Origin of the sequence: Pseudomonas beijingensis, assembly GCF_030687295.1 — a bacterium.
Lineage (GTDB): Bacteria > Pseudomonadota > Gammaproteobacteria > Pseudomonadales > Pseudomonadaceae > Aquipseudomonas > Aquipseudomonas beijingensis.
Genome location: NZ_CP117425.1, coordinates 2,577,762 through 2,591,454, shown reverse-complemented (window position 1 = coordinate 2,591,454; position 13,693 = coordinate 2,577,762). Strand labels below are relative to the sequence as shown.

Annotated in this window: 15 protein-coding genes, 1 tRNA gene and 1 pseudogene; 5 read left to right on the top strand and 12 right to left on the bottom strand. The window is 56.8% G+C overall.

The features are described 5' to 3' along the window. Nucleotides 1–244 precede the first annotated feature (244 nt). The gene (locus PSH84_RS11795; protein ID WP_305482961.1) at nucleotides 245–661 is read left to right on the top strand and encodes a type II toxin-antitoxin system YafO family toxin; all 417 of its coding nucleotides are present in this window, start codon (nucleotides 245–247) and stop codon (nucleotides 659–661) included. A gap of 89 nt (nucleotides 662–750) precedes the next feature. Here the strand turns inward: PSH84_RS11795 and PSH84_RS11790 are convergent, their stop codons facing one another. Further along, nucleotides 751–1,599 carry a hypothetical protein gene (locus PSH84_RS11790; protein ID WP_305482960.1) on the bottom strand — a complete coding sequence of 283 codons (849 nt, stop codon included), beginning with the start codon at nucleotides 1,597–1,599 and terminating at the stop codon, nucleotides 751–753. A 98-nt stretch (nucleotides 1,600–1,697) separates the two neighbouring features. On the opposite strand from PSH84_RS11790, the gene PSH84_RS11785 reads away from it, so the two are divergent. Next, nucleotides 1,698–2,201 (top strand): tyrosine-type recombinase/integrase, encoded by a 504-nt coding sequence (locus PSH84_RS11785; protein ID WP_305482959.1) that lies wholly within the window; start codon nucleotides 1,698–1,700, stop codon nucleotides 2,199–2,201. A 66-nt stretch (nucleotides 2,202–2,267) separates the two neighbouring features. Here the strand turns inward: PSH84_RS11785 and PSH84_RS11780 are convergent, their stop codons facing one another. From PSH84_RS11780 to dapA, 8 genes are all read right to left on the bottom strand, one after another. Then, nucleotides 2,268–2,834 (bottom strand): hypothetical protein, encoded by a 567-nt coding sequence (locus PSH84_RS11780; RefSeq protein WP_305482958.1) that lies wholly within the window; start codon nucleotides 2,832–2,834, stop codon nucleotides 2,268–2,270. Continuing rightward, the gene (locus PSH84_RS11775) at nucleotides 2,809–3,228 is read right to left on the bottom strand and encodes a helix-turn-helix domain-containing protein (RefSeq protein WP_305482956.1); all 420 of its coding nucleotides are present in this window, start codon (nucleotides 3,226–3,228) and stop codon (nucleotides 2,809–2,811) included. The genes PSH84_RS11780 and PSH84_RS11775 overlap by 26 nt, the downstream gene beginning before the upstream one ends. A 3-nt stretch (nucleotides 3,229–3,231) precedes the next feature. After that, complete coding sequence (locus PSH84_RS11770) at nucleotides 3,232–3,744, bottom strand: hypothetical protein (protein WP_305482954.1); 513 nt, start codon at nucleotides 3,742–3,744, stop codon at nucleotides 3,232–3,234. 370 nt (nucleotides 3,745–4,114) lie between these two features. Then, nucleotides 4,115–4,204 (bottom strand) — tRNA-Ser (locus tag PSH84_RS11765). An 83-nt stretch (nucleotides 4,205–4,287) separates the two neighbouring features. Continuing rightward, complete coding sequence (purC, locus tag PSH84_RS11760) at nucleotides 4,288–5,001, bottom strand: phosphoribosylaminoimidazolesuccinocarboxamide synthase (protein WP_025212375.1); 714 nt, start codon at nucleotides 4,999–5,001, stop codon at nucleotides 4,288–4,290. A gap of 27 nt (nucleotides 5,002–5,028) precedes the next feature. Further along, nucleotides 5,029–5,787, bottom strand: a complete 759-nt coding sequence (locus PSH84_RS11755) for an MBL fold metallo-hydrolase (protein WP_122566081.1) — start codon at nucleotides 5,785–5,787, stop codon at nucleotides 5,029–5,031. Nucleotides 5,788–5,791: 4 nt separating this feature from the next. Beyond that, nucleotides 5,792–6,907, bottom strand: a complete 1,116-nt coding sequence (gene bamC / locus PSH84_RS11750; protein WP_122566080.1) for an NlpB/DapX family lipoprotein — start codon at nucleotides 6,905–6,907, stop codon at nucleotides 5,792–5,794. 17 nt (nucleotides 6,908–6,924) lie between these two features. Beyond that, entirely contained in the window at nucleotides 6,925–7,803 is an 879-nt protein-coding gene (gene dapA, locus PSH84_RS11745; RefSeq protein WP_122566079.1) for a 4-hydroxy-tetrahydrodipicolinate synthase, read from the bottom strand. A 316-nt stretch (nucleotides 7,804–8,119) separates the two neighbouring features. Between dapA and PSH84_RS11740 the strand changes: the two genes are divergently transcribed. After that, on the top strand, nucleotides 8,120–8,680 hold the full coding sequence (locus PSH84_RS11740; protein ID WP_003184325.1) for a glycine cleavage system transcriptional repressor: 561 nt from the start codon (nucleotides 8,120–8,122) through the stop codon (nucleotides 8,678–8,680). Between the two features lie 10 nt (nucleotides 8,681–8,690). Further along, nucleotides 8,691–9,164: a peroxiredoxin gene (locus PSH84_RS11735; RefSeq protein WP_122566078.1), complete on the top strand. Its 474-nt coding sequence runs from the start codon at nucleotides 8,691–8,693 to the stop codon at nucleotides 9,162–9,164. A gap of 132 nt (nucleotides 9,165–9,296) precedes the next feature. Here the strand turns inward: PSH84_RS11735 and PSH84_RS11730 are convergent, their stop codons facing one another. Beyond that, complete coding sequence (locus PSH84_RS11730; RefSeq protein WP_122566077.1) at nucleotides 9,297–10,367, bottom strand: AI-2E family transporter; 1,071 nt, start codon at nucleotides 10,365–10,367, stop codon at nucleotides 9,297–9,299. 31 nt (nucleotides 10,368–10,398) lie between these two features. Beyond that, the gene (locus PSH84_RS11725; protein WP_053120054.1) at nucleotides 10,399–10,638 is read right to left on the bottom strand and encodes a sulfurtransferase TusA family protein; all 240 of its coding nucleotides are present in this window, start codon (nucleotides 10,636–10,638) and stop codon (nucleotides 10,399–10,401) included. Between the two features lie 98 nt (nucleotides 10,639–10,736). On the opposite strand from PSH84_RS11725, the pseudogene PSH84_RS11720 reads away from it, so the two are divergent. Further along, nucleotides 10,737–12,171: pseudogene (locus PSH84_RS11720) on the top strand (M48 family metalloprotease). A gap of 60 nt (nucleotides 12,172–12,231) precedes the next feature. On the opposite strand, the gene PSH84_RS11715 reads toward PSH84_RS11720, so the two are convergent. After that, nucleotides 12,232–13,662, bottom strand: coding sequence for a DegQ family serine endoprotease (locus PSH84_RS11715; protein WP_305470127.1), 1,431 nt, complete (start codon nucleotides 13,660–13,662; stop codon nucleotides 12,232–12,234). Between the last annotated feature and the right edge of the window lie 31 nt (nucleotides 13,663–13,693).

Sequence of the window (13,693 nt, the reverse complement as noted above, 5' to 3'; positions counted from 1 at the left end):
TGGTTCGATGACACCGAAACCCTCCGGTTTGCCCGAGGTCGATTAATCACATAAGCTGATCAGCATGAATACACACACCTCGGAGGCTCCGATGGCTACCACAAAAAAAGTCGAGAAAGCACGCAGAAAAGTCACTCACGAAGAGCTGACATTTCTTGACGTTCGACAAGCTGCACGTGATGGTCAGAAAGTGTTCGATAAATTTGTAATCACTGGCAAGCTTCCTATTACAAAGTAGGCGTGGATGCCAGCCGTTAAAATTTCCGCACTTTTTGAAGAAACACAGAACTGGAAAAATATTGCCGCACACTTTTATAACTACAAAGTGTGCGGCGACCTTCCGGCTATCTTTGGCAGAGATGAAAAGCTCGATCTGAGCGATATGTATCACATCCATTTGGCTAGCACCGCAGAAACACAAGCTCGCTGGGCCCAAATCGGCCGCCAGTACTATCGCACAGCCCTAACGGAAGACCCTGACAACGACTTCTGGCTTATTTACGCCTATGATGACTTCAAAGATGCGTACCTACTGCTGACGATCATTGGGCCAGACGCTCACAACCGTACGGAATGGGGATCGTTTTTACGTACGGTTCATAACGACATCGTGCAGTCTTGGATTGTGGGAAAAATCATTTTCCCTGAGCTAGATGACTAACGCTATCTAACCTAATCACATTGCGCGTGCTCACTGTAAGTATTTCATCAGCCTCTCGAGAACATTACAAGTGTAACTCTAATAGAGTTTCAGCCTAGTCCGGCGTCAGGTTTTTCCCGAAACAAATCCATTGCACTTCCAAACTCGGCACCCATTACCGTCCATTGGCGCTCTAACTGTTGCTCAAGAGCAGGAATATCACAGACAATTCCGAGATCATTGCGAATAGATATCATGAGCTTTAGTTGCATCTTGGAAAGCTCTTTCATATCTGGCATCAGCAATTTGTTAAATTCCCTCAATCGAGCATTGTAGACATCGTATGCAGTCGACCTAGCATCGGCGTAATCCTGAGCCTGACTGGAAAAAAAATCGTAAGAGTTTTGGAGAGTTTGAAATATCTCAGCATCCTGCCGCCCCTCTTCATTAAACTTATGCATTTCTCGCAATATTCTTGAGGCTTCAGCGGATGAACCTATATAGCCCGTATCATTAATTTCAATATCGGCTTTTGCATCCTGCACCGGAAGAAGCCTCGGTAGTAGTTTCAAAAACAATATTCCGAACGCCACACTTAGCTCCCCTGCTAGCTGCGTGGTTTTCGGCTCCGCCACTAACTTCAACTTTGCCATCGACGCTGTTATTGCCTGAAGCTCAGAACTCATAGTCAACGTAGACAAATCACGACTAGCCAAACTGCCAACATGGATATTGGTTACTTCAATATCCTCAACAGCTTTTAAATAAACCTCACGCCGAAGATTACTGTTCTTCTCCTTAGACTTCTCGCGTGCATCATGGTCAAGTTGAAGCTTCAGCCGAGTATTGTTACTTCTATTCGAGAGCATGACACCTATGAGCGTAATGCACGATGCACCAATACCTGACCAAATTACGTCCGGAACTGATTTTAAGAATGTAACGAACTCATACCACATTGACGCCCCCTTTCTAATATCATAATCGTGGTCTGTCCCCGTTTCCCCCTTGGGCCGGTTTATCCCTTTCGGAGCTCATCGCATTGGCAGTGGAGGACGTGGATCTGGTAGCCGGCGTAGTGCATGTGCGCCGGGCGTTGGTTGTGGGTGAATTCAAGGTGCCCAAGGAACGCACCAGATTACGTACAGTGGAGCTTATCGATCCCGCCCTTGATCTGATGAGGGAAATTGTCGCCGCAGCTCACCGGGCCCCCTATGAAGAGATTAAGGTAATTCAGCGAGATAACATCACTAGCAAGAAGCAGAAAGTACGGTTTCTGTTTCGCAGCAGCACCAGTGGGTTGCTATGGAACGGGAGGACGTTGAGCAAATGGTTTACTGAGCATTTGAAAAAGGCTGGGGTTAGGCATCGGGGAGCTAACCAATGTCGGCATACCTTTGCCAGTCAGATGCTGTCGAGTTATGTGCCGGTGGAGTGGGTGGCTAGACAGTTGGGCCATGCGGATACGACGATGGTTAGGAAGCACTATGGGCGGTGGATTCCTACTGATACTAAGAGCATGGCAGGGATGGTTTCGGAGATGCTTGGGTTCAGGAACTAAAAAAGCAAGCAGTGAGGCCATAGTTATCTCAAGTGGAGAATTATGGCCTTCCAAGCAAGAAAGCTATTACTTTTCTTTATCTAAAGACTTTTTACGCGGCCTTTTAGGTTTGGAAGCCCCCACCTTGGTCTTCTTAAGAATATAAGCCTGCCGCCTAACTTCATCCTGCTCAGCCTCCTCTTGAGCTGCCTCATTAAAGTTCGCCGAAGGCAAAGACCAAATACCGTGAGACCCCCTAGCAGTAAGATTAGAAACCATCTCACGAATAGCACCATACAAAATCACATACCCGGTAGCTCTGACAGCGCGAAAAAGCTCCATCCCATGCAACGTGTCAGATTTATATCGGAGATACACAATAGCCTTAATATCTACACTATAAGGCAACTCAATAGGGCTCTCCGTACCTTCGTCATTAACAAGAATAATATTCAGACCAAAAATAAAATCTTTGGGATCTTCGGCTTTGTCCTTGTCATATTGCAGAGTCATCCGACGCCTAAAAAGCACACCCTTAAAAGGGAAGTCAAGCTGCAAAAATTCTTGCGAATACTCGCCCTCAAAACTCGGATTAGCTTCAACTTTAACGTGAACAAACTCCACTTTATCAATTGAAAGCGAAGGAACCTTCATTGGCCTCTACCTCTCCATCATTGAAACCATACCTAGAGGAATTTGCAGCGCTGCACAAACCACCATTCTCGACTTCAAAAATATCTGCTTCAGTTTCAGAAAAGCTCAAATGAGACAAGGCGGAACGTACTTGAGCCTCACCAAAGCAAATATTAAGCTTTTCTTGAATAGCATCAGCGAGCAAATAGATAGTATCAAGTTTCAGATTCTGGTCTCCTTTGAGCCACCGGGAGACATTTGCCTCGGAAACGCCAAGTCTTTCCGCGACATCAATATTCTTCAGCCCCTTCGCAGCCATTACTCGCCTAATCTCAAAAACTGGAGCTGCACGTCGCGCAAAAACGAAAACTTCCGAGTCTTCTTCAATCTGCCGAGCGATTTCGAAATTATCCATAAATTAACCCTTCGAAATAAGCATAATTTTTGAGTCAACTATTTTTTTAATCAATTCTTCAGCCCGATCTTTAACTGATTTCTCTGTCGTCTGCTGATTTTTATGGGCAGCCTCAAGGAAAAAAACATAACGCTCACCTAGCCCGGTGTATGGGTATATATATATTCTATCTTTATTGCCATGTTTCAACTCACGCAAGTTTTCGGTTTTACCGGCATATTTAAAACTATGTGCGACCTTGTAGCTCACGATGCTGTTCGCAAAATGCTCAGAAAAATCCTCCATCATCATCCCGCTATAAATGGCATCGACCATAGCAACGAAATGGCTCTTTTTGGAGTTATCATTAACTTCAGCGATGACCGACTTGGCGAAAAATGACTTATCGGCCTGCTCGGAGGCGGGAAGAATCATCACAGGGACCCACTTAAGAGTGCCATTGAGTACAACCTGCTTGCCAGTATTGACGCCGGCTTTTTCAAAGATGTACTTCCTTGTCAGTACGCACAGCTTCATGCTGAATCCTTAACACACAGGTTAACCCATAGAGCAGGTGACATCAAGCCAGCCCGACGACGTGCAGCGAATATGTCATGAAATCAGGCACCATAGCTACTACACCGCCATCATTTCGCCTCTACTGAGCTAAGCAAAAGCAATCACTGAACGCATAACCGTCCATTCGTATGCTCCGGCGGCTCATATCGATAGCGCAGGGAAGACGCCGGCATCGCAGAGTTTTCACCCGACCTCTCCAAGGAGCTTGATACCTGCCAGGAGATTCAAGGGCTATTCACTTGCCCTAAAAATGCCCTAAACCAAACGCCAGAAACGAAAAAGCCCCTGAAATGTTCAACCATTTCAGGGGCTTAGTCGTATTCAATAATGGCGGAGAGATAGGGATTTGAACCCTAGGTACTGTCGCCAGTACAACGGATTTCGAATCCGTCCCGTTCGGCCACTCCGGCATCTCTCCAGTGGCGCGCATCATACCAGCACATTCGCCGGAAGCGAACCCCCGAGCGAAATTTTTTCCGTGCTATCAGATGCTTGCGTCGATTACAGCGGCACACCCAGACGCTGGGCGACTTCTTCGTAGGCTTCGATGACGTCACCGAGGCCTTGGCGGAAGCGGTCCTTGTCCATCTTCTTCTTGGTGTCCTTGTCCCAGAGGCGGCAGCCGTCCGGGCTGAACTCGTCGCCCAGGACGATGGAGCCGTCGCTGAACACGCCGAATTCAAGCTTGAAGTCCACCAGCAGCAGGCCGGCGTCGTCGAACAGCTTGGTCAGCACTTCGTTGACCTTGAGGGACAGCTCCTTCATGCGGGCCAGTTGCTCGGCGGTGCCCCAACCGAAGGCCACGACGTGGGATTCGTTGATGAACGGGTCGCCCTTGGCGTCGTCCTTCAGGAACAGTTCGAAGGTGTAAGGGTTGAGCTTCATGCCCTCTTCCACGCCCAGGCGCTTGACCAGGCTGCCGGCGGCGTAGTTACGCACGACGCATTCGACCGGGATCATGTCCAGCTTCTTGACCAGGCATTCGTTGTCGCCCAGCAGCTTGTCGAACTGGGTCGGCACGCCGGCGGCTTCGAGTTTTTGCATGATGAAGGCGTTGAACTTGTTGTTCACCATGCCCTTGCGGTCCAGCTGTTCGATGCGCTTGCCGTCGAACGCCGAGGTGTCGTTGCGAAACAGCAGGATCAAGCGGTCAGCGTCGTCGGTCTTGTAAACCGACTTGGCTTTGCCGCGGTAGAGTTCTTCACGTTTTTCCATGATGGGCTCCGCTTGCTAAGTAGTGGGCTAGGCGATATGTCGCCAGTCGAGCCCTGAATCTTGATCGGCCAGTTGCAGCCAGTCCGGGTCGCACCCGAGGGTGTCGACGAAACATTGCCGGGCCAGCTGCGGCAGGTTGTTCTTGCTGCTCAGATGGGCCAGGACCAGGTGTTGCAGGCCTTGCCAGCCCAACTCGGCCACCAGGAACGCGGCCTGATGGTTGTTCAAATGTCCGTGCTCCCCGCCTACCCGCTGCTTGAGGAAGTACGGGTAGTAACCACGGGCCAACATGTCACGGCAGTGGTTGGACTCGATCATCAACGCATCGAGGTCCCGGTAACTGTCCATCACCCTGTCGCAATACGACCCCAGGTCGGTGAGCAACCCGAAGCGCCGCTCGCCATCGCTGAACACATACTGCGTCGGTTCCCGGGCATCGTGCGCCACGCTGACCACGCTGATGTCCAGGTCACCGATGCGCAGTTGCTCGCCACCGGCCACGAAACCGGCCGGCTCGATGGGCTTGCGCAGGCCTTGCAGTGTGCCATGGCTCAGGTACACCGGCAGATTGTAGCGCCGAGACAGCAAACCCACGCCATGCACGTGGTCGGCATGTTCGTGGGTCACGAGTATCGCGCTCAGTTGCGCCGGGTGCACACCCAGGCGCAACAGGCGTTTCTCGGTTTCCCGCAGGGAGAAACCACAATCGACCAACACGTACGTGCCAGCGCTGGCGACCAGCGTGCCGTTGCCCTGGCTACCGCTGCCGAGAACGGCAAAACGCATCGGATCAGCCCAGGTTATCCTGAATCACGCTCAACACCTTGCGGGCCACATCGGCCGGCGCCACGGTGTTGATGTTCTTCTCGACGGTGACCTGGACGTTGTCGCCGACCTTGCTCAGGCGAACCTGATAACGCTCGGCGCGGGCTTCGACTTCTTCCTTGTCCGGCTTGCTGCCGAACAGGCCACTGAAGAAGCCAGGTTTCTCGTCTTTCTTCTCGGCCTTCTCGGCGAGGTTGATGTAGTACAGGCCCAGGCTGCGGTTGATGTCTTCAACGCGCCACTCACCCTGCTCCAGCGCACGGCCAACGCTCGACCAGGCGCGGTCCAGGTCGGAGCCGACGTTGAGCACCGGGTTGCCGCTGCCGTCTTCGTTCAGGCTGACGCGACTCGGGGTGTCGTAGTCACGGGTAGCCAGCATCGACACCGAACCGCCCTGCTCCGCGTTACGACTCATGCTGGCAAGCATGTCGTCCACCAGCGCAGCGTCGAGGCCGGTATTGACCGAACGGTTGGTGAAGGCCACATCGGCGGTGCTGCCGGCGGGACGCTCGGCGCTGACCACGTAGATTTCACTGGTGTTGCGCTGCACGCCCGGCTCGATGCGCACCCGCACGCGGGTTTCGCTGTCGGCTGCGACACCGGCGGCGCTCAGGCGCTTGGCCATGGCGGCGGACAGTTCATCGGAACGCTGCCAGGTGGTGGTGAACTCGCCGGTTTGCGGACGCTGTTCATCCAGGCGAAAACCGTTGTCCTGGAAGAACTGGATCGCCACGGGCCAGACTTCGGCCGGTGGATGCTGGCCCATGACCCAGCTGGAATCGCCACTCTTCTGCAGGGTGTAGTCGCTGGCATCGGCCACGGCCGACAGCGGCTGCGGACGTGGAACGACGTATTCGCCCTTGACGCTGTCGTCGGCTACGTTGCGCGGGATCGGCAGCAGCGGATCCAGGCGCTTGGCGACGTTGACGTCTTGCGGCAGTTGCATCGGTGCAGTCTGTTGCGCTTGCAGGTAATCGCTACCACGATCGCGGAAGTAACCTTCCGGCCCCCAGATCCATCCACAGCCGCTGGTGCTGGAGATAATCAAGGCAAGTGCGGAAAGTCCGGCCATTCGCTTCATGCGTTGTACTTCCTCAATTAAACCAGGACGCCGGACTGGCGCAGGGCCTGCCGCAGCGGTTCGTGACAGGAGGTGCTCAGCCAGGTCAGTGGCAAGCGGATGCCTTCGTGCATCAGGCCCATTTCAACCAAGGCCCACTTCACCGGAATCGGGTTGGCCTCGATGAACAGATCCTTGTGCAACGGCATCAGTTTTTCGTTGATGGCCCGTGCAGTCTCGGCGTCGCCCTTGAGCGCAGCCTCGCAAAGGTCGGCCATTTCGCGCGGGGCGACGTTGGCAGTGACGGAGATGTTGCCCTTGCCACCCAGCAGGATCAGCTCGACCGCTGTCGGATCATCGCCGGACAGCACGATGAAGTCCTTGCTCACGCCATCGAGGATGGCCTTGGCGCGCTTCATGTCGCCGGTGGCTTCCTTGATGCCGATGATATTCGGCACGGTGGACAGGCGGATCACGGTCTCGGCCTGCATGTCGCAGGAGGTACGGCCGGGAACGTTATAAAGAATCTGCGGGATGTCGACGGCTTCGGCAATGTGTTTGAAGTGCTGGTACAAGCCTTCCTGAGTTGGCTTGTTGTAGTACGGGACGACCAGCAGGCAGGCGTCGGCACCGGCTTCCTTGGCGTTGCGGGTCAGCTCGACGGCTTCGCGGGTCGAGTTGGCGCCAGTACCGGCGATGACGGGGATGCGACCGTTGACCTGCTTGACCACGGCACGGATGACTTCGATGTGCTCATTGACGTCGAGGGTTGCCGACTCGCCGGTGGTACCGACGGCGACAATGGCATGGGTGCCGTTCTCAAGGTGGAAGTCCACGAGTTTGCTGAGGCTGGCCCAGTCAAGATGCCCTTGTGCATCCATGGGTGTGACCAGTGCCACCATACTGCCCGCAATCATGAAACCGCTCCTGCCGGAAAAAGAGAGCGGTAATGGTACTGGCGCCAAGATGCTTGTACAAGCGAACTACCATTCCCCTGGGCGATGGTTTTCGCTACCCTTCAGGCTTTGATCGGTACCGACAGGCTCATACGCCGGTTTCCAGCCTCCGTTTTCGACGCCACAAGCCCCGATCCCGGGTTTATCCTGGTGCATTCCTGCTGTCGCGGAATGCAGCGCAACCCCGGGTACAAGGCTTGAGCCGTTGGTTTTTTCCGGGCCTGGCGCTGTGTCGAGCGGCAAAGGTACCGACCGCTCATCGCTTTAGGAATGCTGCATGTCCACCCCCACAGTCCGCGAACAATTCCTTGTTATCAGTGCCCTTGGCGCCAACCCCATGGAGCTGACTAACGTCCTGTGCCGCGCCAGCCATGAGAATCGCTGCGCCGTCGTGACCTCACGCCTGACCCGTCATGGCGAATGCAGTGCACTCGTGCTCGAGATCTCCGGCAGCTGGGACGCCCTGGCACGCTTGGAAGGCAGCCTGCCGGTGCTGGCCAAGAAGCATGCCTTTACCGTCAACGTGGTACGCAGCGCAGCCCTGGAGAACCGTCCCCAGGCCCTGCCCTATGTGGCCTATGTGAGCTCAGCCTACCGTCCGGACATCATCAACGAGCTGTGCCAGTTCTTCATGGACCACCACGTCGAGCTGGAAAACCTGACCTGCGACACCTACCAGGCTCCGCAGACCGGCGGCACCATGCTCAACGCCACGTTCACCGTGACCCTGCCCGCCGGCACCCAGATCAGTTGGCTGCGCGATCAGTTTCTGGACTTCGCCGATGCGATGAACCTGGATGCGCTGATCGAACCGTGGCGCCCACAAAACCCAATGTAAGGAAGCGTTCATGGCCGTTGCCGTCGACCAGCCGGTTACCGATTTCCAAGCGCCCGCCACCAGCGGGCAGACCATCAGCCTCGCCGCCCTCAAGGGCAAGCAGGTGGTGATCTACTTCTACCCCAAGGACAGTACCCCCGGCTGCACCACCGAAGGCCAGGGTTTCCGCGACCAATACACACAATTCCAGGCCGCCAACACTGAAGTGTTCGGCGTCTCCCGGGACAGCCTCAAGTCCCACGAGAACTTCAAGTGCAAGCAGGAGTTTCCGTTCGAGCTGATCAGCGACAAGGACGAGGCCGTCTGCCAGCTGTTCGACGTGATCAAGCTGAAGAAGCTCTATGGCAAGGAATACCTGGGCGTTGATCGCAGCACGTTCCTGATCGACAAGGACGGTGTGCTGCGCCAGGAATGGCGTGGCGTGAAGGTGCCGGGGCATGTGGATGCGGTGTTGGCGGCGGCTCAGGCGCTGAACAAGGGCTGAAATTTTCGCGGCCTGTACTGGCGCTATCGCGAGCAAGCTCGGCTCCCACACTGGATTTGCGGCGTTAATAAATCCCCTGTGGGAGCCGAGCTTGCTCGCGATGGGGCCATAAGCCTCACCCCATTACTCACGCTACAACAACGGCGCTACAACCGGCTCCTTGCTCGGCCACGCATCCAGCACGGCCTTGAACAGCGTCGCCAGGGGAATCGCGAAGAACACGCCCCAGAATCCCCACAACCCGCCAAACAGCAGCACCGCGCAGATGATCGCCACCGGGTGCAGGTTCACCGCCTCGGAGAACAGCAGCGGCACCAGCACATTGCCGTCCAGGGTCTGGATGATTCCGTAGACCGCCATCAGGTAGATGAACTGATCGCTCCAGCCCCACTGGAACAGCGCAATCAAGGCCACCGGCACGGTCACCACCACGGTGCCGACGTAAGGCACCACCACCGAAATGCCAACCAGCAGCGCCAGCAGGGCCGCGTAATTGAGCCCCATGGTCACGAAACCGATATAGGTCACGGCGCCGCAGATGAAAATCTCGATGACTTTTCCGCGAATGTAATTGGCGATCTGCCGATTCATCTCCTGGGCCACCCGGGTGATCAGCGCCCGCTCACGCGGCAGGTAGCCACGCACCCAACGTCCGATCATTTCCCGATCCTTGAGGAAGAAGAACACCAGGATCGGCACCAGCACCAGGTAGATCATGATGTTGACCAGCAGCGGCAGGCTGGACAGCGAAAACGTCAGCGCCCATTGGCCGAACTTGCCAATCTCGCCGCGCACCACTTCGATGGTCTGCAACACCTGCTCATCGGAGACCAAGTGCGGATAACGCTCAGGCAGCAGCAATAGCAGGGACTGCCATTTGGCGAGCATCCCTGGCAATTCGTTGAACAAGGTCACCAACTGGTGCCAGAGCAGCGGCACAATCACCACGATGAACACCACCAGCACCCCCATGAACAGGGCGAACACCAGCCCCACTGCCGCGGTGCCGGGCAGCCGCAGACGCTCCAGCGTCGTGACCAGCCCCTGCATCAGGTACGCCAGCACCATTCCCGCCAGCACCGGCGCCAGCATGCCGCCCAAGGTAAGCACGGCGGTAAAGGCCAGGAACAGCAGCACTGCCAGGACAACCGCCTCTTCATCGGAGAAGTAGCGCTGAATCCAGTCGCGTAACACTTTGAACATTAAAAATCCTTAAGAGACGCTGTCGGTTTTTTCAGGCCTTTTTCAGCCAGTAACGGTAGACGCCGTTTTCGTCTTCTTCACGCAGCAGCGTATGACCGGCCAATCGGGCGAAGGTGCGAAAGTCCCGTTGCGAGCCCGCATCCGTGGCGATCACCTTGAGCACACTGCCGCTGGCCAGGCGGTTGAGTTCCAGCTTGGCCTTGAGCAACGGCAACGGACAGTTCAGGCCGCTGGCGTCCAGTTCGGCATCGTGGGCTACAGCATCAGTCATGGGTTCGCTCCGCGGCAGGTCGTTGAGCGGCCTAGAATATCTGGTCCCGGGCCCGGTGTCCGGCTACAGTAGGGTCTTTGTCAACTAAGGCCTCGTGCATGACATTTCTGCGCCCCACCCTGCTGACGCTCGCTTGCCTGCTTGCCTCACCGGGCTTCGCCGACGACTTGCCGTCACTTGGCGATGCCAGTTCTGCCATCGTCTCGCCAGAACAGGAGCACCAACTGGGTCGCGCCTGGCTGGCCCTGCTGCGCAGCCAGGTTTCACAGCTCAACGATCCACAGCTCAAAGACTACGTCGAGACCAGTGTCTACAAGTTGGTGGAGACCAGCCAGGTCAATGACCGGCGTCTGGAATTCATCCTGATCAATAGCCCGCAACTCAACGCCTTCGCCGCACCGGGCGGCATTGTCGGGGTCAACGGCGGCCTGTTCCTCAACGCTCAGACCGAAGGCGAATATGCCTCGGTCATGGCCCACGAACTGGCGCACTTGTCACAACGCCACTTCGCCCGCGGCGTCGAGGCCCAGCAGCGCATGCAAGTGCCGATGATGGCCGCGCTACTGGCTGGCATCGTGATTGCCGCCGCCGGTGGCGGTGACGCCGGGATCGCGGCCATCGCCGGGACCCAGGCCGCCGCCATCCAGGAGCAACGGCGCTTCTCGCGCCAGAATGAACAGGAAGCCGACCGCATCGGCATTCAGAACCTGGAAAAGGCCGGCTACGACCCACGGTCCATGCCAACCATGTTCGAGCGCCTGATGCGCCAGTATCGATTCGACGCCAAGCCCCCGGAATTTCTGCTGACGCACCCGGTGACCGAATCCCGGATCGCCGACACCCGCAACCGCGCCGAACAGGCCAAGCCGGGCGGCATCGAGGACAGCGTGCGCTATCAACTGATTCGCGCGCGGGTCCAGTTGACCTACGAAGAAACCCCGGGCCTGGGCGCCAAGCGCTTCCGGGCACAGCTGGATGAGAACCCGAAGAACGACGTGGCCCGCTATAGGCCTGGCGATCGCACAGATCAAGGGCGGTCAGTTGAATGAAGCACGGGAGAACCTCAAGCCGTTGCTGGCCAAATCTCCCAACGAAATCATCTACAACCTGGCCCAGGTGGACCTGGACATCACCAGCAACAAACTGGCCGACGCGCAATCGCGCGTCGACCGGATGCTGAGCCAGTACCCGGGCAACTATCCGCTCAACCAGGTACGCGTCGACCTGCTGCTCAAGCAGAACCGCCCCGCCGATGCCGAGAAGGCCCTGGAAACTTTGCTCAAGTCGCGCCCGGACGACCCGGACGTCTGGTACATGGTGGCCGAGACCCGTGGCCTGTCAGGCAATATCATTGGCCTGCACCAAGCCCGTGCCGAGTACTTCGCCCTGGTGGGCGACTACCGTCAGGCCATTCAGCAACTGGACTTCGCCAAACGGCGCGCCGGCACCAACTTCCCCCTGTCGTCGCGCATCGATGCCCGCCAACGGGAGCTCATGGAGCAGGAACGCATGGTCAAGGACATGATGGGCTGAGCATTCGCCAGGCATAAAAAAACCGCCTCTTTCGAGGCGGTTTTTTCAGCGGCTAACCGATCATTCGGCCAGCTTGAAGGTGATGAAGCTCGCACGCCCCTGACGCAGGACCCGCATCGACACCGAACGATTCTTCGGCAATGCCTTGGCAATGTCGGTGAACTCCTTGGCCGAACCGATAGCCTGGTTGTTCAGGTGCGTGATGATGTCGCCCGGCTGGAGACCGATCAGCGCGGCAGGACCGTCCTGCACTTCCTTGATCACCACACCGCCCTGGAGCTCCAGGGTACGCTTCTGCTCTTCGGTCAGTTCGGCCACGGCCACGCCCAGACGGTTACTGCTGCGCTCGACACCGGACTTGGGCAGCGAATCCAGCTCCTTGCCCTCTTCAGGAATGGCGCCGACAGTCAGCTCGACGTTCTTGCGCTTGCCTTCGCGGATCACTTCCAGATTGGCCTTCGCACCAGCCTTGAGGGCACCCACCAGGTGCGGCAGGTCGGCGGACATGACAATCGGCTGGCCATTCATGCTCAGAATCACGTCACCCACTTGCAGGCCGCCCTTGGCAGCCGGGCCACCTTCCTGGATCTGTGCCACCAGCGCACCGGCGGGTTTCTCCAGCCCGAACGACTCGGCCAGGTCCTTGTTCACTTCCTGGATCACTACGCCCAACCAGCCACGGCTGACCTTGCCTTCGCTTTTCAGTTGGTTGGACACGTCCATGGCAACGTCGATCGGAATCGCGAAGGACACGCCCATGAAGCCGCCCGAACGGGTATAGATCTGGGAGTTGATGCCCACCACTTCACCGTCGAGGTTGAACAGCGGGCCACCGGAGTTACCCGGGTTGATCGGCACGTCGGTCTGGATGAACGGCACGTAGTTTTCGTTCGGCAGGCTGCGACCGATGGCGCTGACGATGCCCTGGGTCACGGTATGGTCGAAGCCGAACGGCGAACCGATGGCCACGACCCATTGGCCGGCCTTCAGGTCCTGGGATTTGCCCAGCTTGAGCACCGGCAGGTCCTTGCCCTCGATTTTCAACAGCGCCACGTCGGAACGTGGGTCGGTGCCGACCAGCTTGGCCTTGAGCTCGCTGCGGTCGGCCAGGCGTACCAGGATTTCGTCGGCATCGGCGATCACATGGTTGTTGGTCAGGATGTAGCCATCAGGCGAAATGATGAAGCCCGACCCCAAGGATTGCGCTTCGCGCTGGCGGCCACCGCCGGGCGAACGAGGCTGTTGTGGCATGCCACGCTCGAAGAACTCCCGCAGCATCGGCGGCAGGCCTTCCAGATCCGGCATCTGCTGGTCTGATACACGGCGATCCGGCAGCTTCTGGGTCGTGCTGATGTTCACCACGGCGGGTGAAGCCTGCTCGACCAGTTGCGTGAAATCAGGCAATTCGACCGCCAGAGCAGGAACGGCCTGGCCGAGCACAAGCACGGTGGCAAAAATGGAGAGATAGGTTTTCAAGCGTGGTATCGACATACGGCTCCCGTTACGACGAGCATGGTTAAGC